The 20,812-nt window shown below is 49.8% G+C and carries 21 protein-coding genes; 16 read left to right on the top strand and 5 right to left on the bottom strand.

Annotation, left to right across the window (positions count from 1 at the left end):
* Positions 1-20: 20 nt before the first annotated feature.
* From B5E84_RS14235 to B5E84_RS14225, 3 genes are all read left to right on the top strand, one after another.
* Entirely contained in the window at positions 21-860 is an 840-nt protein-coding gene (locus B5E84_RS14235) for a LicD family protein (protein ID WP_087223901.1), read from the top strand.
* Positions 861-871: 11 nt separating this feature from the next.
* Entirely contained in the window at positions 872-1,816 is a 945-nt protein-coding gene (locus tag B5E84_RS14230) for a glycosyltransferase family 2 protein (protein ID WP_087223957.1), read from the top strand.
* A gap of 87 nt (positions 1,817-1,903) precedes the next feature.
* Positions 1,904-2,143: a helix-turn-helix domain-containing protein gene (locus tag B5E84_RS14225; RefSeq protein ID WP_087223899.1), complete on the top strand. Its 240-nt coding sequence runs from the start codon at positions 1,904-1,906 to the stop codon at positions 2,141-2,143.
* Positions 2,144-2,822: 679 nt separating this feature from the next.
* Here B5E84_RS14225 and B5E84_RS14220 read toward each other — a convergent pair.
* Both B5E84_RS14220 and B5E84_RS14215 read right to left on the bottom strand, forming a co-directional pair.
* Positions 2,823-4,811: an FUSC family protein gene (locus B5E84_RS14220; protein ID WP_087223897.1), complete on the bottom strand. Its 1,989-nt coding sequence runs from the start codon at positions 4,809-4,811 to the stop codon at positions 2,823-2,825.
* Positions 4,812-4,926: 115 nt separating this feature from the next.
* Entirely contained in the window at positions 4,927-5,859 is a 933-nt protein-coding gene (locus B5E84_RS14215) for a LysR family transcriptional regulator (RefSeq protein WP_087223895.1), read from the bottom strand.
* A 217-nt stretch (positions 5,860-6,076) separates the two neighbouring features.
* On the opposite strand from B5E84_RS14215, the gene B5E84_RS14210 reads away from it, so the two are divergent.
* Both B5E84_RS14210 and B5E84_RS14205 read left to right on the top strand, forming a co-directional pair.
* Complete coding sequence (locus B5E84_RS14210; protein WP_087223893.1) at positions 6,077-7,354, top strand: L-cysteine desulfidase family protein; 1,278 nt, start codon at positions 6,077-6,079, stop codon at positions 7,352-7,354.
* A gap of 4 nt (positions 7,355-7,358) precedes the next feature.
* Positions 7,359-8,555 carry a dicarboxylate/amino acid:cation symporter gene (locus tag B5E84_RS14205; protein ID WP_087223891.1) on the top strand — a complete coding sequence of 399 codons (1,197 nt, stop codon included), beginning with the start codon at positions 7,359-7,361 and terminating at the stop codon, positions 8,553-8,555.
* A gap of 159 nt (positions 8,556-8,714) precedes the next feature.
* Here B5E84_RS14205 and B5E84_RS14200 read toward each other — a convergent pair whose 3' ends face one another.
* The gene (locus tag B5E84_RS14200; RefSeq protein ID WP_242963389.1) at positions 8,715-9,458 is read right to left on the bottom strand and encodes a GntR family transcriptional regulator; all 744 of its coding nucleotides are present in this window, start codon (positions 9,456-9,458) and stop codon (positions 8,715-8,717) included.
* 215 nt (positions 9,459-9,673) lie between these two features.
* On the opposite strand from B5E84_RS14200, the gene udp reads away from it, so the two are divergent.
* The 5 genes from udp to B5E84_RS14175 all read left to right on the top strand — a co-directional run bounded on the left by udp (position 9,674) and on the right by B5E84_RS14175 (position 13,572).
* Positions 9,674-10,459 carry a uridine phosphorylase gene (gene udp, locus B5E84_RS14195; protein WP_087223889.1) on the top strand — a complete coding sequence of 262 codons (786 nt, stop codon included), beginning with the start codon at positions 9,674-9,676 and terminating at the stop codon, positions 10,457-10,459.
* Positions 10,460-10,465: 6 nt separating this feature from the next.
* Entirely contained in the window at positions 10,466-11,656 is a 1,191-nt protein-coding gene (locus B5E84_RS14190; protein ID WP_087223887.1) for a phosphopentomutase, read from the top strand.
* Positions 11,657-11,669: 13 nt separating this feature from the next.
* Positions 11,670-12,320, top strand: coding sequence for a deoxyribose-phosphate aldolase (gene deoC / locus B5E84_RS14185; protein ID WP_087223885.1), 651 nt, complete (start codon positions 11,670-11,672; stop codon positions 12,318-12,320).
* Between the two features lie 226 nt (positions 12,321-12,546).
* Positions 12,547-12,975: a DUF3783 domain-containing protein gene (locus tag B5E84_RS14180; RefSeq protein WP_087223883.1), complete on the top strand. Its 429-nt coding sequence runs from the start codon at positions 12,547-12,549 to the stop codon at positions 12,973-12,975.
* A 27-nt stretch (positions 12,976-13,002) separates the two neighbouring features.
* A complete protein-coding gene (locus B5E84_RS14175; protein WP_087223881.1) occupies positions 13,003-13,572 on the top strand; it encodes a nitroreductase family protein in 570 nt (189 codons plus the stop codon).
* Here the strand turns inward: B5E84_RS14175 and B5E84_RS14170 are convergent.
* On the bottom strand, positions 13,567-14,256 hold the full coding sequence (locus B5E84_RS14170; protein WP_087223879.1) for a cyclic nucleotide-binding domain-containing protein: 690 nt from the start codon (positions 14,254-14,256) through the stop codon (positions 13,567-13,569). The two genes, B5E84_RS14175 and B5E84_RS14170, sit on opposite strands and share 6 nt — an antisense overlap.
* 254 nt (positions 14,257-14,510) lie before the next feature.
* Here B5E84_RS14170 and B5E84_RS14160 point away from each other — a divergent pair, with 254 nt between their 5' ends.
* From B5E84_RS14160 to B5E84_RS14135, 6 genes are all read left to right on the top strand, one after another.
* Positions 14,511-15,434, top strand: coding sequence for a phosphate/phosphite/phosphonate ABC transporter substrate-binding protein (locus B5E84_RS14160; RefSeq protein ID WP_087223875.1), 924 nt, complete (start codon positions 14,511-14,513; stop codon positions 15,432-15,434).
* 13 nt (positions 15,435-15,447) lie between these two features.
* Positions 15,448-16,221, top strand: a complete 774-nt coding sequence (gene phnC, locus B5E84_RS14155) for a phosphonate ABC transporter ATP-binding protein (RefSeq protein WP_087223872.1) — start codon at positions 15,448-15,450, stop codon at positions 16,219-16,221.
* Positions 16,211-16,990 carry a phosphonate ABC transporter, permease protein PhnE gene (gene phnE / locus B5E84_RS14150; protein WP_087223870.1) on the top strand — a complete coding sequence of 260 codons (780 nt, stop codon included), beginning with the start codon at positions 16,211-16,213 and terminating at the stop codon, positions 16,988-16,990. Before phnC ends, phnE (B5E84_RS14150) begins: the two co-directional genes overlap by 11 nt.
* Positions 16,987-17,784, top strand: coding sequence for a phosphonate ABC transporter, permease protein PhnE (gene phnE / locus B5E84_RS14145; protein ID WP_242963388.1), 798 nt, complete (start codon positions 16,987-16,989; stop codon positions 17,782-17,784). The genes phnE (B5E84_RS14150) and phnE (B5E84_RS14145) overlap by 4 nt, the downstream gene beginning before the upstream one ends.
* A 24-nt stretch (positions 17,785-17,808) precedes the next feature.
* Positions 17,809-18,621, top strand: a complete 813-nt coding sequence (locus B5E84_RS14140) for a metallophosphoesterase family protein (RefSeq protein WP_087223868.1) — start codon at positions 17,809-17,811, stop codon at positions 18,619-18,621.
* Between the two features lie 640 nt (positions 18,622-19,261).
* Positions 19,262-20,242: a leucine-rich repeat protein gene (locus B5E84_RS14135; RefSeq protein ID WP_087223866.1), complete on the top strand. Its 981-nt coding sequence runs from the start codon at positions 19,262-19,264 to the stop codon at positions 20,240-20,242.
* A 306-nt stretch (positions 20,243-20,548) separates the two neighbouring features.
* Here the strand turns inward: B5E84_RS14135 and B5E84_RS20865 are convergent.
* Positions 20,549-20,812: hypothetical protein (locus tag B5E84_RS20865; RefSeq protein ID WP_204248593.1), on the bottom strand; the 264-nt coding region annotated here is incomplete at its 5' end.

Genomic DNA, 20,812 nt, shown 5'->3' with positions numbered 1-20,812 from the left:
GCTGGCGGGAGGAATAGAACATGGAAGGATACGGGCTGGAGAAAGTCCACGAGGCCAATTTAAAGGTGCTGGATGAGGTGGATCGAATCTGCCGGAAATACAGAATCCGTTATATGCTGGATGCGGGTACGCTGTTGGGGGCGGTGCGCCACAAGGGATTTATCCCCTGGGATGATGATGTGGACATCATCTTTACCAGGAGCCAATATGAGGCCTTTTTAAAGGTGGCCGCAAGGGAACTGCCGGAGACCATGGAGCTGATGGATTACCGAAAGTTTCACGGCGGCAGAGGGTTTTATGATTTCACCCCCAGGATCCTCTATCTGCCCAGCAAAAAGCATGAGGACGGGGCGGAGATGGAGTTTTACGATGGAAAGCTGAATCACCTGTGGGTGGATCTGTTTGTGCTGGACGAACTGCCGGAAGGGAACGGGGCAGCAGCCTTGGTGCGTGTCCTTCACACGGTGATATACGGCTTGGCTATGGGGCACCGTTACCGCCTGGATCTGTCTCATCATGGAAAGAAGGAACGGCTGGCGATCGGCCTTCTGTCCGCGGTAGGGAAACGGATCCCGATGAAATGGCTCTTTTCGTGGCAGCACAGGCTTGCCCTGCTGTTTAACAATGGAAAACACAGCCGTTATTATGCCAGCAACTATCAGCCGGATTTTCTTTATGTGACGGTGGAACGTGCCTGGGCGGACACCACCAGCCAGGTGGAATTTGAAGGACGGAGCCTTATGGCCCCTTCTGATCCAGACGCGGTGCTGACCATGCTGTACGGGGATTATATGAAACTTCCGCCGAAGGAGCAGCGGGTGCCCTCTCATTCCAGTATGGAGATCAGAATTTTTGAGTGATGGTGGACAGAATGAAGACAGTGACAGTGGTGGTGTCCGTTTACAACGAGGAGCAGGCGCTGCCGGAATTTTATAAAGAGGCCAAGCGGGTGTTAAATGGCCTGTCCTGGGAACATGAGCTGCTTTTTGTCAATGATGGGAGTGTGGACGGCAGTTTGCAGGTACTGGAGAAACTGGCGGCTCAGGATGAACGGGTAAGGCTTGTATCTTTCTCCCGCAATTTCGGCCATGAGGCGGCGATGATTGCCGGACTGGACTACAGCCGCGGGGATATGGTGATCTGTATGGATGCGGATTTACAGCATCCGCCGGAGTGCATTCCGAAGATTTTGGAGGCGGCGGAGGCAGGTTGCGATGTGGTGAATATGGTTCGCACAAAAAATCGGTCTGCTGGTTTGCTGAAAGGGATTACCTCCGCGGCTTTTTACAAGGTGATCAATGCTCTTTCGGATGTGGAATTTGAGGCCAACGCATCGGATTTCTTCGCCGTGAGCCGGAGAGTCGTTCTGGTTTTGAAGGACAGCTACCGGGAGAAGGTTCGCTTTCTTCGGGGCTACGTGCAGAATGTGGGCTTTCGGCGGACGAACCTGGAATATGAGGCAGGAGTGCGGGTGGCCGGTCAGAGCAAGTACAGCATCCGAAAGCTGTTCTCTTTTGCGGTGAACACGATTTTGTGTTTCTCCAATCTGCCGCTGAAATTGGGGATTTACGCCGGCGCTGTTACGGGAGCTTTGGGATTCGCCGTAATGATCTATACCATCTGGACCTGGGTCCGGGTGGGTGCGCCGGATGGGTATGCTACCATTGTGGTACTGATCTGTTTTATGTTTGCCGTGTTATTTTTAATTGTAGGAATTATCGGCGAGTATATCGCGATTCTGTTTTCGGAGCTGAAAGACAGACCGATTTATATTGTTGAGAAAACTGAAAATATTAACCAGAGCCGGGCCACATGAGGGTCCGGTTTTTCTTTGAAATAGGCGACAAATCGACCTAATTAGACGTCTTTATCTACTAAACTAAAGGATAAAGGAGTGAGGTCAATGACGGTATGTGAAGCCATCATAGAACGAATACGGGAGCTTTGTGAGGAGCGGAATATGACGGAGTATATGCTCATTTACAATGCTGGTATGCCGCCTTCCACGGTGAAAAGCATTATCAACGGAAGAAGTAAAAATCCGGGAATTACAAATATAAAGAAGATCACGGAAGGACTGGGAGTGAGTATTCGCGAGTTTTACGATTCCGAGGTGTTTGAGAACCTGGATCAGGAGGATTAAGTCATGGGCGTCCTCTGGCGAGGGAAAACGGCGGAGGACGCGGCTTGTCACGCAGTTTACATAATATGAAATTTATGAAAAGCCATGTAAAAAGTGACTGCGGAGCGAATCAGGATACAAATAGTACAGGGGATTCTGGAATCACGGAAATGTGTTGCAATAAAGGATGAACACAATTTCTCTGATCAGGTTTTTTAAAAGCCAATTCGGAAACCGGAATCCTGGGAATAGGTATAACTCTCCGCAACGGGATATAATATGCGAAAACTCCCAAAAATCTTCTTGGTATTCACAGGAGAAAAATGAGCTTTTAGGGTGAGCCGGGAATAAGTAAAAGGTTTCATAAAGGCGGGGATAAAGTGTTCTGGATATATTTTTCTAATATATACAAACACTTAATTTTGCGTACTTAAAATCAGAAACAAGGCGAAAACAGAGAAAATCATATCAGAGGAAATACTGGTAGGATGCTGGGAGATAACATTATGATCTGTCTCAGATTCAGCAATGAAAAACATTGAGAGATTAGCTTGCTGTCTGCCCGACTGTGGAATGGAAGGTGACTTCAGCATAACACAGTCGGAAGATAAATGCAAGCAAAATAAGAACAAATGTTCGAATTTAATAATTTTGTAAGAAATGGAACGGTATTCGGGCCATTTCAATCAAGTGAATACAGCTAGGCGAATGTTCCAAATGCCGCGGTTACACTTTCGGCGTTTTTCAGATACCGGCGGATCACATAGTCCAGATCCAGATTTCCAGATGGCGCAATGACAAGGGGAGAGCGGCCAGCGGTGAGATCTGCCGCGGATACCGGTTCCCCGTCTGCTGACGGTAAGGAAGTTTCCCGTAATTCAGGCAATGGGGTATGGCTCCCTTTGGTAAACCGTTTTTGGCAGGCGGCTGCCAGATCAAGCAGGGAGTCAAAGGCCCGGCTGTCCACGTATCCGGTTTGGATCAAAAATTCCATCTGTTCCAATTCGGAGAAGATTTGCCAGAGTACAATAAGGGTTTTCTGACCGGCAGATTTTTCCTCTGAATCGGGAAGACTGTTTATGTAAGCAGCCGCCTCTCCATAAATCATGTGGAAGTAGGTGAGAATTTCTCTGGCAGAGGATAAATCCACCCGCCCGTAAAGGGTCTGCCGGATAATTTCCCAATAGGAATTGTGAAGGCGGAACAAGGTTCTCATATTAAAGCGAAACATGGTATCCCGGCTGGTAGGAAATACAAAATGATTGACCACATACACCAGGACAACTGCCGCCGCCAGACAAAGGAGACGCATGGAGATGGCCGTCGTCTGAGGAATGGACATGGATGCCAGCGTCAGCGCGTAACAGGTGGAAAAAATCGGATGGTTCCAGGTGCCCGGGGTCGCGCAGTACATAATGGACAGAGCTGCCAGTGCGAATACAAACTGCCCTGCCGTAGTATGAAGATTGGGCAGAACCAGATAGACGAACAGGCATCCGATGGCGGTTCCAACAGGTCGGGTTTTCATCCGGTAATTGCTCTCCTCAAAAGCGGGCATGAGCAGGAGAAACGCGTTCATAGGGAACCAGTAAGAATGGGTAATATCCACCAGGTAGCTTATGGTATAGCTCACGGTCATGACCACAGAGAGGCGCAACGCGAACCGCATTTCAAAGGATTCCAGGGTGCAGCGCCTGCGCAGTCCGGCGATGGTGTCGTCCAGACTGAGTTTTTGCCATGGAGGCGCTGCCGTTTCGGGTTCTGTTTCGCTTTTTAAAATGAGAATCAGCATATGAAGAAAACTGCGAAAGAAGATGCGCAGCCGCCCGTTTTCCAGGTTCATCCCATTTAAAAATGCCCGCGCCTCAGAAATGAGGGCCCTGTTATTCTCGGAGGACATCTGATCCCGCACGGTTCGCAGATACGCGGCTAATCGGTGCAGGGCGTCAATATGGGCTTCGTCCACGGAATTTTTCCAGGAAGTGTCGGTGACCAGGTAAGACGCCCGCTGAAATAAAATGGCCAGCATATCATAGAGGCGGGAGGTCTCTGTTTTGAGAGCAAAAAAACCGTGTCCGCCATAAGAGAGACGGTGAAAATCCTGTTCCAGCCGCCGTAGTCTGGCGCTGGTGTCGTCAGAAAGATTTCCGGAGGCGATCAGGTCTAAAAGGTCTGCCAATTCCCCTATGCCCAAACGAATTTTTGCCCAGGGTTCAGAGGTTTTTAAGAATAAACGGGCGTAAAGCTGCAGACTCAGGCCCAGCACAAACACAGCCACCGTGATAGCGGCCAGTTCCATGGGCAGAGTGGAAAGCGTGGGAGGCATCAATTCCAGAAAGACAAAAATCATCGCGTAGGAAAAATAACCTTTTTGATTGAACTGAGAGCTGTGCAGAAACACGAGCAGAAACGGAACGGTGAAATTTAAAAGAATACACAGCGGCAGGTTTAAAGAAGATAAAAAAGCCAATCCGCACAGGATATAACTGTTGAGCAACAGTTTCACATAGTAGGAAAGGGTGTGGCTTTTTGTATGCTGTGTCTGGAAAATGGTGGTGAATACAGAAACCACGATCGCGTACTGAAGGCCAAAGCCTTCGACAATGATTAAGAACAGTACAAAGAAAAAAAGAATCACGGGAAACGCGTTTTGAAAGCGTTTCCAAGCGGTCTGAACTAACGAATTCATAATAAACTCCCCCTTAGGCCAGGCTGTTCTCCCCTTCGGCCGGCAAAATCAATCCGAAAAACGGATATTACTTCTATTATAAAGGGGAGAAAAGGTTTTGACAATCAGGGGGCACTCAAATTTGTTCAGGAGAGAAATCCAGAGAGTGAAACGTTTTTTCGTGATTGGAACTTCGCGCCCCTGCCAGGCGCAAAAACTCCTGCATTTCCCGGGTGACCCACTTGTCTTTGTGGTAAACGATCTGGCGCCAGACCTGCATATGAAAATCGGCCACATCCAAGGCGGCGAGCCGTCCGGACTGAATATCTTCTTCTATGGAGAAAAGCGGCAAAAGAGAGAGGCCGGTGTTCTCCCGTAGCATCTGAACGATAAAGTCTGTGTTTCCAATCTCCAGAAATGGCCGGATTTTTTTGCCGTAGGCAGCCAGGTAGCGGTCCAGAATATTGCGGTAGCTGGCATCTCTTTCCGTGAGCAGAAAGGGCTGGGCAATGACCTCGTCAAGGGAAAGCTCTTTTTTTCCGGAAAATGGGTGGGAGGCGGAGGCGGTAAATACGATTTCCTCCGGTTCTTCCAGCACTTTCACCCATTTTCTATCATAAAGGCGTTTGTCCAGGAAATATACAATATCAAGGGCGTTCTCATTCAGCATATCCAAAAGCACCATAGGTGAATCAATGACGATGCTGACGCTTACCTCAGGAAACAGCCGGTGATACTCTGAGAGGATGGGAGGAAACAGAGAGGAACACAGAGATTCTATGGTTCCCAAAGCAAGAGTCCCTTTTGGTTCCTTCGCGTCGGCCATGACGTCCCGTATTTGTGCCAGTTCTTTGGTGAGATGAATGGCGTACTGGTAAAATAGGTTTCCGTGGTGGGTCAGACTGATTTGCTTGCCGATACGATCAAACAGACGTACTCCCAGCTCGGTTTCCAGGTTTTTGATCTGTATGGTGACGGCGCCCTGGGAATAGCCCAATTTTTGGGCGGCTTTTGAGAAACTTTTCAGCTGTGCCGCCTGAAGAAAGGTGGTGATTTCCCGAAACTCCACGTATTGTTCCCCCTCTGCATATGATTTAAAAAATTTAAACTATTTCTTTAAAACATTAAATTTTACATCTATTAAGAAGTATCATATAATAGAAAACGGCATAGGTCAACGAAAATTGTAGCGGTAATTAGCTGTATAATGCCGTTTGCAGGATGTGAAAACGAATAAGAAAGTGAATGCCGGTCCGAATGGACGGCGGAAAGAGGGGAAGATTCATATGAAAAAAACAGATGTAAAGTACCAGGCATATATAAATATTCTCAAAGAGGAGCTGATTCCTGCCATGGGATGTACGGAGCCGATTGCGCTGGCCTACGCGGCAGCTGTGGCAGAGCGTGAGCTGGGCGTTTTGCCGGATCGTGTGGTAGTGGGAGCCAGCGGCAGCATTATTAAGAACGTGAAGTCCGTGATTGTGCCGAATACCGGCCATATGAAAGGGATTGAGGCCGCTGCTGCTGCCGGAATCGTGGCAGGAGACGCAGATAAGGAGCTGGAGGTCATTTCCCAGGTAACTCCGGAGCAGATCGGACAGATCAAGGAGTTCCTGGAAAAGACGGATATTCAGGTAGAACACATTGACAATGGCCTGACCTTTGATATTATCGTGACCATGTATAAAGGAGAGTCTTATTCAAAGGTTCGTATTGCCAATTATCATACCAATGTGGTTCTCATCGAAAAGGATGGGAATGTTAAAAAAGAAGTAAAGGTGGACGGAGAGACTGAGGGGGGATTAACAGATCGTACTCTCCTTAATATGGCGGATATTTGGGATTTCGCCAACACTGTGGACGTAGCGGATGTAAAACCGATTCTGGGAATCCAGGAAAGCTACAACTGGGCCATCGCTGAGGAAGGAATGAAGAACCAGTATGGAGCCAATGTGGGCAAAGTTCTCGTTTCCGCGGTGGGAGAAGATGTGGCAACCAGAGCAAGGGCTATGGCTGCGGCAGGTTCCGATGCCAGAATGGATGGCTGTGAGCTGCCGGTAGTGATCAATTCCGGAAGCGGAAATCAGGGAATTACGGCATCTGTGCCGGTTTTGGTATATGCCAAGGAGCTCAAGGTGGACGAGGAAAAGAAGTACCGTGCGTTAGCCCTGTCCAATCTGACGGCGATCCATCAGAAAACACCGATTGGCCGTCTGTCTGCGTTCTGCGGCGCTGTAAGCGCAGGAGCGGGGGCTGGAGCTGGAATCGCGTATTTGAACGGAGGCGATTTCGACGTGGTGAGCCATACGGTGAGCAACGCGCTTGCCATTGTGTCTGGTATGGTGTGTGACGGGGCAAAGCCGTCCTGTGCTGGAAAGATCGCGACGGCTGTAGGCGCTGGAATCCTGGGTTATCAGATGTATATCCGCGGGCAGCAGTTCTGCGGCGGAGACGGCATTGTGGCAGACGGCGTGGATCAGACCATCGCCAATGTGGGCCGTGTCGCCAAAGAAGGAATGAAGGAGACCAATGAGACAATCATTAAGGTTATGATTGGAGGGTGAAAATATGAAAAAAATAGTCGGTAGTTTGCCGTTTAAACTTCTTTTGGGAGTGATAATCGGCATTCTGGTAGGGCAGGTTGCAAATGAGTCGGTAATGAATGTGGTCGTGACCATAAAATACATTCTGAACGAGCTGATCCTGTTCTGCGTACCGCTTATTATCATTGGATTTATCGCGCCATCAATTACAAGGTTGGGGAACAATGCGTCCAGAATGCTGGGCGTAGCGATCCTGGCGGCATACGTGTCATCCGTGGGAGCAGCACTCTTTTCCATGGCAGCAGGCTATACAATCATTCCCCATCTGTCCATCGTGTCAGAAGTGGAAGGGTTAAAGGAATTGCCTGGGGTTGTGTTCCAGCTGGATATTCCGGAGATTATGTCGGTAATGAGCGCGCTGGTATTCTCTTTGCTGGTAGGCCTGGCCGCGACCTGGACAAAGGCGAAGGTGATTACGGATGTTCTGGAGGAGTTCCAGAATATTGTGCTGGCGATTGTGACCAGAGTCGTGATTCCGATTCTTCCTATTTTTATCGCCTTTACGTTCTGCGCCCTGTCCTATGAAGGGACGATTACAAAGCAGCTGCCGGTGTTTATCCAGGTAGTGCTGATTGTCATGGTGGGTCATTACATCTGGCTGACGCTTTTATATCTGATCGGCGGAGCGTATTCCGGGAGCAATCCTATGGATGTAATCAAAAATTATGGCCCTGCGTACATCACCGCCGTCGGGACGATGTCCTCTGCGGCGACTCTGGCGGTAGCCCTTCGCTGTGCGAAGAAATCTGAACCGCCGCTGCGTGCGGATATGGTGGATTTTGGCATCCCGCTGTTTGCCAATATTCATCTGTGCGGTTCCGTACTTACGGAGGTATTCTTCGTGATGACAGTTTCAAAGATCCTGTACGGCTCTCTGCCGGGTCTTGGAACCATGATTCTGTTCTGCGCCCTGCTTGGCGTATTTGCGATCGGCGCTCCGGGCGTGCCTGGCGGAACGGTCATGGCATCTCTGGGACTGATCACCGGCGTGCTCGCGTTTGATGATGCCGGAACTGCTCTGATGCTGACGATCTTTGCGCTGCAGGACAGCTTTGGAACGGCCTGCAACGTGACCGGAGACGGAGCGCTGACCATGATTTTGACCGGGTATGCGAAGAAACATGGAATTAAGGAACAGAAGATTGAAAGCGGGCTGTCGTAAAAGTTCCGTCTGAAAATCAGTTACAAATAAAATACGAAACGGCTGGGGCCGGGCGTTGAAAACAGAGACGCCCGGCCTTTGCGTATGCGCATCTGTCTGGAACACACAATGGATGGCATAAACTAAGCCGCAGGAAAAGAAAAGGAGAGTGCTGTGGGATCAGGTATAAATTCTCGCCTGAAACAGCTCCAGAGGGATAAAATGCTTGTTTACAGCCAGAATACTCCCGTCGGCGGCGTAAAGCGTCTCCTGAATCAGAAGAAAGGAATTTGTCTTGGAAAGGACGTATTTTTGGGCGCTGAAATTGCCGGCGTTGGATACTGTTAAATGAAGGGAACTGCTGGCTGCCTGGCTGTAAATTGCTGTCTCCAGAAAGTGTTCCAGCTCCTCCGGATGATTTAAGTCGGTCCCGACCCGGGAAATAACCTCAATGGGCAGAATGGACAGGGAATAAGCAACCGGCTGTCCATGAAACTTGTACCAGCGGTCTGCGATGACAACGGCGGCACAATGCTGCTCCAGGCTGCTGGATACAGGCTCGGACGGAGGTTCCAGGCGAAATTCCAGTTCCACGCTGTCCGGGCGTTCCGCACAGCAGGCATAGACAGGATGAGACAGGGTTTCCAGTCCGTGTTTTCCGGAATCAGACAAGTTCTCCTGCGGACGGATAAAATTTCCCTTTCCGCGGACGTTCCTCACCAGGCCGTCGTCTACGAGCAGAGAGAGGGCGCGGCGTAAAGTCATGCGGCTTACTCCCATCTCAGTGGCCAGATCAGGTTCAGAAGGAAGCTGGCTTCCAGGCGGGTAAGCGCCCTCCTGGATCAGACGGTAGAGCCGGTCGTAGACTCGGATATGTTTCAGATTTTTAGATTTTTTATGGACATCAATGATCATTTCTGGCATGGACTGTAATGCTCCTCCCATTCCTGAAAATTAGACAAGTTCATACTGGTATAGTAACGCACATGGAATGGTTTGTCAAGTATTTTAGACAAGTTTTTAATACAACAAAAAACAAAGAAAATAGGGAAAATTGGGGCTTGAAATTAGACAAGACACGTGATATTATACAAGTATTAACGGGATGTACAGAGACAGTGACAGAAAGGAGAGGTTTTATGCAGAATTATTCCGGTGAGGTTGGGTTGCAGTACCATATTAATCTGAGAAAAGGCGATGTGGGACGCTATGTGATTCTTCCCGGCGACCCGAAACGGTGCGAGAAGATTGCGGCACATTTTGAAAACGCGAAACTGATGGCGGACAATCGGGAATTTGTTACCTACACAGGTTATCTGGATGGGGAAAAAGTGAGTGTTACTTCTACAGGTATTGGAGGCCCGTCTGCTTCGATTGCGATGGAGGAGCTGGTAAACTGCGGCGCGGATACGTTCCTGCGGGTCGGCACCTGCGGCGGTATGGCTTTGGACGTAAAAGGAGGAGATATTGTGATCGCCACGGGAGCGATCCGTATGGAAGGGACGACGAAGGAGTACGCGCCCATTGAATTCCCGGCTGTGGCCAATCTGGATGTGGTAAATGCCATGGTGGACGCGGCAAAGAGCCTGGGCCATACCTACCATGTGGGAGTAGTGGAATGTAAGGATTCTTTTTATGGACAGCATTCCCCGGAGACAAAGCCGGTGAGCTATGAGCTTTTGAATAAATGGCAGGCATGGCTGCGCCTGGGATGCAAAGCATCGGAAATGGAGTCGGCGGCCCTGTTTATTGTGGCCAGCTACCTGGGCGTTCGCTGCGGTTCTAATTTCCTGGTGGTTGGAAATCAGGAGCGGGAGGCAGCGGGTATGGAAAATCCCATCTGTCACGATACGGAGGCGCCGATCCTTGTGGCGATTGAGGCGATCCGCAGGCTGATCAGACAGGATAAGGAGAAAGGAGAATAAGATTTTATGAAAAAATACAGACGTATTTTTACGGTAGTATTGGATTCCCTGGGAGCCGGACAGGCACCGGACTCCCCCCAGTACGGTGATGTGGGGGTGGATACTCTGGGGCATATTTCTGAAAAAATGGAGGAGTTTCACATTCCGAACCTTCAGAAACTGGGAATTGCCAATCTTCATCCTTTAAAGCAGGTAGAACCGGTGGAGAAACCCATGGCAAAATACGCGAAACTCCAGGAAAAAAGCCTGGGGAAAGACACTATGACAGGCCATTGGGAGATGATGGGCCTTTATATTACACAGCCGTTTCAGACATTCACCGATACAGGATTTCCAAAAGAGCTGATCGACGAGCTGGAGAAACGCACCGGACGAAAGATTATTGGAAATAAGAGCGCCAGCGGCACGGAGATTTTAGATGAGCTGGCAGAGGAGGAGATAAACGAAGGCCACCTGATCGTATATACCTCTGCGGATTCGGTTCTTCAGATCTGTGGAAATGAGGAGACAATGGGACTGGAGACCTTGTATAAATACTGTGAAATTGCCAGAGATCTGACCATGAAGGACGAGTGGAAGGTGGGACGCGTCATTGCCAGGCCCTATGTGGGAAAGAAAAAGGGAGAGTTTAAGCGGACAGCGAATCGCCATGACTACGCGCTGAAACCTTACGGAAAAACGACTCTTGATGCTCTGAAAGAGGCAGGGTATCAGGTGATCTCTGTGGGAAAAATTTACGATATTTTTGATGGAGAGGGCCTTACAGAGTCTAATAAGTCTAAAAGCTCTGTCCATGGCATGGAGCAGACCATAGAGATTGCGAAACGGGATTTTGAGGGACTATGTTTCACCAACCTGGTGGATTTTGATGCCTTGTGGGGGCATCGCCGCAATCCCGTCGGATATGGGGAGGAGATTGAGCGGTTTGATGAGAAATTAGGGGAGCTGCTGCCTCTTTTAAAGGAGGACGATCTGCTTATCCTCACAGCGGACCATGGAAACGATCCCACCTATACCGGAACGGATCATACCAGAGAGCTGGTGCCGTTTATCGCCTACAGCCCGTCCATGGCACAGGGCGGAGAGATCGAAGGAGCAGACACCTTTGCGGTGATCGGTGCTACGATTGCGGATAATTTTGACGTGAAAATGCCGGAGGGAACCATCGGATACTCTATTTTGGACAGGCTGGACTGATTGGGAGGCATTTATGGATAAAAGAGAGATTTTAAAACGGCTGGATCATACCCTGTTAAAGCAGGAGGCCACTTGGGAACAGATCCGGACGCTTTGCGAGGAAGGCATGGCGCACGGTGTCGCGTCCGTCTGCATTCCTCCCTGTTTTGTGAAACCGGCAAAGGAGTATGTTGGTGACCGCCTTTCGATCTGCACGGTCATCGGTTTTCCGAACGGCTACATGACGCCTGCGGCCAAGGTATTTGAAACGGAGGACGCAGTGGGAAATGGCGCTGATGAGATAGATATGGTCATTAACATCGGGATGGTGAAGGAACGGAACTATACCGGCGTACTGGAAGAAATCCAGGCGGTACGCGCGGCCTGTGCGGGAAAGGTGCTGAAGGTGATTATTGAGACCTGTCTGCTCACAGAGGAGGAAAAGGTGGAACTGTGCCATGTGGTGACGGAATCAGGCGCTGATTACATTAAGACTTCCACGGGATTTTCTGTGGCAGGAGCAACCTTTGATGATGTGAAACTCATGAAAGAGAAGGTTGGCCCTCAGGTAAAGGTCAAAGCTGCCGGTGGAATCTCCTCTGTAGAAGACGCGGAGCGATTTATTGAACTGGGAGCGGATCGGCTGGGAACCAGCCGTCTGATCCGGCTGTTGGAGAATGTTTAAAGAAATAGCCTGAAAGACATCAAAGCGGATGACCGGAGGCAGGGGATGAGTGCCTCCGGCCAAGTATCTCAACGGTTTGCTTGGCGAAAACGGGACTCGGATTTTCGGGGCTTTTCAGCAGTGGAGTGGCATGGTATCATAAATCTAGTTTCATAACAAAATTGATATTTGAAAAATATCATAACAAAAATGATATGGAAATCGAAAATCTATATAAGGAGGAAATATGAATCGTTCTGCAGAAATGGTGCTGTTTTATACGCCAAACGCGACTGAGCGGACGGCAAAGCTGAAAAGCGTATTTGTGAGGCTGGGAGTACGCATCAAAAATATTTCCCCGGAGCAGTTTGGGGAGACAGTTGGATATTTGGCGGGGATGGAAGGATTTGAGCCGAGGAATACGTCTGAAGAAAGGATTTCCGGAGAGGAAATTTCTGCTCCGCAGGAGGAAATCCTGGTGATGAAGAATTTTACCAGCCGCCGCATTGACGAACTGCTCCTTGCGATCCGGAAAGCGGGTTTGGCGAAAGTGGAATTGAAAGCGGTAGTGACGCCAACGAATGCCCAGTGGCCATTTTACCGGCTGTACGAGGAGATTAAGGAAGAACGCGCCCAGATTCTGGAACAGGTGAAAAAAGCCAAAGAGGAAGGTTGAGACACAGGAGAGCGGGAGGAAAACCATATGTTTAAGGATTTGCTGAAGGCAAGCCGGTCAATCCGGAGATTTTACGAGGAGGACGATATTCCGGAGGAAATGCTCCGGGATTGGGTGGATAATGTCCGTTATACGCCGTCTACAGCGAATGGCCAGTCGCTGAAATTCAAGATTTGTACGTCAGAGGAGGAGCGGGAATTAATCTTTCCGTGTTTGAAATGGGCCGGTGCGCTGCCGGATTGGGATGGTCCGGAACCGGGAGAGTATCCGAGCGCCTACGTTTTAATCTTTGACGATTTGTCTCTGGGAAAGAACCGGCCGATTGATGTAGGCATCTGCGCCCAGACGATTATGCTCTCCGCCGCGGAGGCCGGGTATGGCGGCTGTATTCTGGGCAGTGTGGACCGGGCTAAGGTGATGGCGGGGCTGGGAATAGATACAGAGAAATACGCTCTGGCAAATGTGCTGGCATTGGGCCGCCCGAAGGAGACGGTGATGCTGGTGCCGGTAAAGGAAGACGGAGATATAAAGTATTATCGGGATAAGGATGGAATCCACTATGTGCCTAAGAGAGGGCTGGAGGAGATCCTTCTATGATTCCAAAATCCCGTTGACAGCCACTGCGCCCTCGGAGATCTGCTGCAGCAGGTTACGGTTAAGTATTTGATAACCGTTTTTCCCTTTCTCCAGGGCGCCCATCATACAGAAACCCTTCATCATGCGCAGCAGATGGCGGTAACTGGTATTGAGAATGTCAGCGCAGTTGGTGAGCTGGAAGGCGAAGGTGTCTCCGGGGGAGTTGGAGAGGATAAAGCGGGAAAGCCGTATTTCCAGGGCCTCGGAGAGATTGCCGCAGAGGCCGTTTTCATCATTCAATTTGTAGGCCAGGACCTGACAGACGTTCTGAAGGAACAGGCGGTCGTGGAGTAGTTTCTGGCGGTGAAGATTCAGGTTGATGGCTATGCAGACGCAGGAGGTGATCGCCCGGACACTGCGGCTGGGGATCATCTGCCACAGCGAGGCTGCTTCACCGATCATAGTAGGTTTTCGGCAGTAGCTGACGCAGGTGCTTTTGTCTGTAGCAGTGTAGGAGGAAATGATGACTTCTCCGCTTACTAAAAAATACAGGTGGTCTGAGGGAAAACCTGCCTGGATCAGATATTCATTTTTATCAAAATAAACCAATTCGGAGATGGAGAGCAAATCCGATTCCATATACCGCTGCAGATGGTTGTCCCGAATGCAGGCGGAGAGTTTGGATAGGGTGGTTTCACGTTTCATATGTTCTGGTTCCTTTCTTGTTTCCTATTATAAAATACAGCGTTTCTAGCTGCAATATCAATCCATTAGTTATATAGATAATTGATAAGAAAATAGGCTTATAAAAATCCTGCTTATAAATAATTTCTTGTAAAATTTTGAAGAAATAAAGGTAAAAAGTGAATTTCATGTGACATATGTCATTTATCGCAGCGGTTTGCCTTGTTATACTCAAGCAGAAAAGAGAGACCTCTGGTTGCAAAGGAGATAAGAAAATGAGATTGAGAAACAAGGTTTTGGTTGGTACAGTTGTTTTGGGAATGAGCCTGCTGGCGTTGGCCGGGTGCGGCGGAAAGAGTGAGCCGGAGAATGAGGTACAGGAGCTGAACGTACAGTTTGTTCCCACTAATAATGATGGATCCATGGAGGCAAAGGCGAAACCGTTTGCGGAGTATCTGACAGAGAAACTGGGCCGTCCCGTGAATGTAACTTTGGCCACAGACTATTCTACTATTGTGGAGGCGATGGCCTCCGGACAGGTGGATATTGGTATTATGCCTCCAGCAGCTTATGTGCAGGCCAGAGATCAGGGAGCCGCGAAAGCGATTCTGACTTCTCAGCTTGGAGCTTATGACCAGGAGACAGGACTTCCCAAGGAAGGAGAGCTTAGCGGAACCTTTAAGGGTGAGGTGCTGGTGAGGGCAGATAGCGGCCTGGAGACACTGGAGGATCTGAAGGGAAAGCGGATTGCCACCTTAAGCCCCAATTCTGCCAGCGGTTATATTTACCCGGTTGCGGAGATGAAGAATCTGGGAATTGATCCTACAAAGGATTGTACTCTTACCACGGTGAACGATATTCCCAGCGAGATGACGGCTGTGCTCAACGGACAGCAGGACGCCTGTTTCGTATTTGAAGGAGCGAGAAATGTATTTCAGGGCGTGTTCCCGGAGGAAGATCTGTTTGAGACGTTGAATGTTCTGTACCTTACGGAAGGAGATATTCCCAATGACGCTATTGCCGTGCAGCCGGACATGGATGAGGAGCTGGTGACGCAGGTGAAGGATGTGTTCTTAAATATGAAGAACGACGAGGCGGGTTCTGATGCCATGAGTCTTTGGAGCCATCTGGGATATGAGGAAGTGGACGAGTCCGTATACGATACAGTAAAGGATTACACGGCTAAGGCTGCGGAATAAGAGGGGAAGGACCATGATAACCTTTGAGCACGTTTCCAAGATTTACAGCAATGGAGTCAGGGGTCTTCAAGATGTGAACCTGACTATCGGGAATGGAGAGTTTGTGTCCATCATTGGGCTGAGCGGAGCTGGAAAGAGTACGTTTTTGCGCTCTATCAACCGGCTCAATGACATTACAGAGGGCGAGGTCTGCGTAAATGGCCGTTCGGTTACAAAAGCCGGTAAAAAAGAACTGCGGGCGATTCGCCGGCGCATCGGGATGATTTCTCAGAACTTCAACCTGGTGAAACGGAGCACAGTGCAGAAAAATGTGCTGTCTGGACGTCTAGGCTACTATTCTACCTGGAAAAGTATTCTGGGCATTTTTTCCAAAGAGGATTATGAGCTGGCAAACGACGCCCTGGAGCGGGTAGGCCTGTTGGATAAGCTCCATTCCAGGAGCGATGAGCTTTCCGGAGGACAGCAGCAGCGGGTGTCCATTGCCAGGACGTTGGTGCAGCAGGCGGACATCATTCTGGCAGATGAGCCGGTAGCGTCCTTAGATCCGATCACAACCCAGAAAATCATGCAGGATCTGAAACAGATCAACCAGACCATGGGAAAGACGGTCATTGTAAACATTCATTCTGTACAGCTGGCAAAGCAGTTTTCCAGCCGTATCATAGGATTTAAAAGTGGCTGCGTGGTATTTGACGGAACTCCGGAGAAGCTGGGTGGAAAGGAATTGACGGAGATTTACGGTAGAAATATTCTGGAGGAGAAGGAAGGGGCGCAGGATGAGGCTTAAGGATACCGTTCATTTTAACTGGTATAAGCATCTGTTTATTGCCGTCATTATTGCGATCTGCCTGGTGGCCAGCGCCGGAGTGACGGGGGCCGATTTTACAGAAGTATTTGGTAATGCGGAGCAGATGTCCATTTTTATGGCCCGTTTTCTTCAGCCGGATTTTGCTTATATTCCCAATATCATCGGGCCGATGATTTCCACCCTGCAGATGTCGGTGGTGGGAACAGCTATCGGAGTGGCATTTGCGGTGCCGGTGGCCTTTCTGGCGACGACTACGGTGACTGGAAATCAGGTATTAACGACGGTGGTGCGGTTTTTCCTGGATATTGTGCGGACGATCCCCAATCTTTTATTGGCTGCCCTTATGGTGGCGATTATGGGAATCGGAGAGCTTACGGGTGTGCTGACCATCGCCGTATTTACCTTCGGAATGGTGTCCCAGTTGATTTATGAGGCGATTGAGACTGTGGATGAAGGGCCCATTGAGGCAGCGGAGTCGGTAGGTGCCAATAAGGTGCAGATTGCCTTCTGGTCGGTGGCGCCTCAGATCATGAGTCAGGTAGCGGGCTATACGTTGTATGCCTTGGAGGTGAACGTGCGGGCGTCCACAGTATTGGGATATGTGGGAGCCGGGGGAATCGGCGTGATCTTAAATTCCTCCCTGGCGCTGCTCCAGTACAGCCGGGTTTCGGTGATCATTTTGATGATACTTGTGGTGGTGGCCATCGTTGACGGAGTCAGCGAGGCGGCCAGAAGGAGGCTGTCATGATGGGCGCAGAGAGAGCAATGAATAATAGAAAATGGAAAACCTGGGCTGCTGCGATTGTGACGGCAGCGGTGATTCTGGTTTCCGCAGCCGGGATTGATTATTCAGGGCTGGAGTATTTTTCAGCCTCTATGGCCGGGGAAGTATTTAAGGGGCTGACAAGGCCGGATTGGGGATTTTTCTATGACGGCAGTGGTGAAGATTTGGTAAGCCTTTTGCTTCTTACGGTGGGAATTGCGTTTTTGGGGACGGCGATTGCTACGGTGCTGGCCCTTCCGTTCACGCTCATAAGTTCTTCTAATCTGTGGCGTACCTGCCCATGGGTGGCAAAAATTGGGAAATTTATCCTTAACGTGCTGCGGGCATTTCCGGAGCTGGTGTACGCTATCATTTTTGTACGAATGGTGGGGCCGGGGCCATTTGCGGGAGTGCTGGCTATTGGAGTGCACCAGATTGGTATGCTGGGAAAGCTTTATACGGAGGAAATGGAGGCCATGGATGAAGGTCCGGTGGAGGCGATGACAGCAGTGGGGGCTGGATTTTGGCAGAATATGTTTTTTGCCAGAGTTCCGCAGCTGATGCCCATTTACAGCTCCCTGTCCCTGAACCATTTTGAGATCGCGGTGCGCAGCGCGTCTACATTGGGCTTGGTGGGAGCCGGAGGAATTGGAGCTCCGCTGATCTTTGCCATTCAGGCGAGAAAATGGGATCGGGTCAGCATTATCCTCATCGGCGTTGTGATTGCCGTGTTTGCGATTGATACCCTGGCGGGCGTCATCCGGAAAAAGCTGCGATAAGCTGGAGAGGCAGGTGGATGAGCGATCATAATTTTACATATATCAGATATTCATTTCCGAAACACCTATAAGGAGTGCGGCGAGGGATACGGGGGCGTTTTGTATGCCATGAGAAATCCGCTGATCTCCCTGGGCATTTGCCTGGAGAGGGCTTTTGCGGAGTGTAGAAACCAGGGAAAACGGCCGGATCTCATTGCGATTTCCGGTGACCTCTGTGAGGATGGAGATGAGGAGGATTACCGCGCGCTTCGAACCTTTATTTATGAAAAAGCCGCAGGGGTGCCAGTTGCTGTTACGCTAGGAAATCATGACAGTAAACAGAGTTTCCGCGCTGGATGGTTGGGAGAAGAAGGTACACAGCCTTATAACTGGACACAAACATTTGGAGATACGTGTTTTATATCTCTGGACAATTCTGTTCAGGGAAATCCCAACGGCGATTTTGTGGCAGGACAGATAGAGTGGCTGCGCGCTACGTTGGCTGCTGCCGGTGAACGCCAGACGGTGCTGATGACTCATCATCACATGATTCCATACCAGGGGCCGGTTTTACCTGTGAAATGCAGCGGGGAATTTCTGGAGCTGATTCGGAAATCCCAGATTTCCTGCATCCTGTGTGGACACACCCACCACAATTTTGAAGGGCTATTGGCGGATAAGCCTTGTTTCACTGTGGATGGAATGTCTTTTTACGGGGAAAACCTGGACAACGGTGCAGTTCGTTTCCGGGAGAAGTTCGGTTACAGTTTGATTGTGCTGGATCAGGGACGGGTGCTAGAACGCCGGATCGAAACCTTTGATACTGGGCGGTTGTTGGGGGAATTTTTTTGGAAATAGGAAATCGGGGACAGGCGGCGGGAATGGAGGCCGCCTGTCTGCGTTTATTGAAATGCTAAATTGAAATAGTGGCGAAATTATTGAAGTTTTGTTTTTGCTATGCTAAATTAGGTAATATGATAACAATCTCTTGCAAGATGAATACGTATTGACTATTGCAAAATAAGAGTACGGGAACGATGCCTTTTCATACCTTCTACAGTGTATTGAAAATGGGTTTCCATAATTTATATTTTGCTAATGAATTGAATTTATAAGCATTAGAAATTGAATCATAAATGATCCAAACGCCATAATATCTTTAAAGTCAAACAATTTCATTTATATTACCTCCTCTTATAAAATGAGACTATTCTTGCAGAGAGTTGTTTTTCTAATTTAAATATAGCATATGTTCTCATTTGTTTCAATGCCAAATACTAATCTATTAAAGAAAAAATGAGAAAAATGCGGATTATTTTGTCAGGCAAACGCCTGTGGATTGAAAAAATAGGTTGGTTTTTGGAGAAAAAGATTGCAGATGAATTCCGTCGGCAGTCTTTTTTTCTACCCATCTCTCCACCCGAAAAATCCCACCGGTCTCCTTTACACCCCCGCCTAACCATGATAAACTAAAAATCGTATAAGAAAGAGGGATTCTATGACGACAGGAGAACATTGCCAGGACACTGCGGAGTGTCTGTATGAGAGAATAAATAATGGCCGGGAGATCCGGGTCAATGCCTGCCGGGGTTATGGGGACACTGCGTTGATTCCGGAAACAATCGAAGGGCTGCCGGTGACGGAACTGGGGCCGTATGTGTTTTCCGAGGGGAAACGGACGGCGCCGGCGGGGGAGTGGACCGTGGCCCACGAGAGTGGGAAGGAGCCACCGCTCATCGAAGGAAACCGTCTAAAAACCCTGGCTCTGCCCAGTTCTGTGAGAAAGGCGGGGAAATATGCGTTTTACAACTGCCATCAGTGGGAGCGCCTCGTCTGTCACAGCACCTTCAACGATATTGGGGCTGGAGCGTTTACTGGCTGTAAGCATCTTACGCATCTGGATATTACCATGGAACCGGACGTCCCGCGGCCGGGGCTCAAGGATATTTTGTCGGAGCTGCGCCAGGAGGTGCACGTGACCTACCGGACGAAGGAGGGCAGTACCCGGTTGGTATTTCCGGAGTTTTATGAGGATGCGGTTGAAAATACGCCTGCCAGGATTGTGTCGGTGAAGGTGTACGGCAGCGGTCATTTTTACCGGTACTGTTTTGATGGGAGAGATTTGCAGTTTAAGGATTATGACGCCCAGTTTGAAAATCTGGTGATTCTGGATCGGGAAGAACTGGCAGTAGAGGCGGCGGTTGGCCGTCTTCGTGGGCCGGTCAGCCTGACGGCGGAGGCCAGGGAGCGGTATCTGGAGTATTTATCAGCCCATAAGACGGGAGCGGCGTCCTGGTTTTTTAAAGAGCAGGATACGGCGGGATTAAAATGGCTGCTGGATACCGTGGATTTTGACGAAAACGACCTGGCGGCCGCCATCGAGGCAGCAGGAAAGGCCCAGGCGGCAGAAGGGCTGTCCGTGCTGATGGATTACCGCCACCGGAAGTTTCGGCCAAAACGGCGGACATTTGAACTGTAAAAGACGGTTGGAAACGGTTAATGAAAATAAATTGCCAGAACAGAAAATTCTGCTGTTGAGAGAAAATATGGAAACAAAACATGGAAAAAAACATATGCAGATATGTTTTATCGGCTAAGCATTCGGGTGCCAAAGGAACAGAATGGTAAGGCACGCGTTTTGCAGAGTGCTTTAATCACGAAACCGCAGAGCTGACAGGCTCCGGTTCCCCAGAACGCGCCAATTACCCTTCAAATCACCCAGCTGCCGGAATGGCTGCCAGGCCATCACTCCGCCTGCTGGGTTGCTGAACCTTCCACCGGATGCCTAGTCCGCCGCCGGATCAACAAGCTGCCCTCTGGCTGCCGGCTCTTTGCCGGTTCGCAGCCGGAACCACCGCCATTTTACTGAGTTTTCCGCCCGGCCGCCGGTTCGCAGCCGGAACCATCGCCATTTTACCAAGTTTTCCGCCCGGCCGCCGGTTCGCAGCCGGAAGCACCGCCATTTTACCGAGTTTTCCGCCCGGCCGCCGGGCTCACAACCAAACCACCCCTCAGCCGGGCCAACTTCACCCCACCCGCTGGCCCCCAC

This window comes from Lachnoclostridium sp. An14, assembly GCF_002160755.1.
GTDB lineage: Bacteria > Bacillota > Clostridia > Lachnospirales > Lachnospiraceae > Lachnoclostridium_A.
This window is presented reverse-complemented; position numbering and strand designations above follow the sequence as displayed.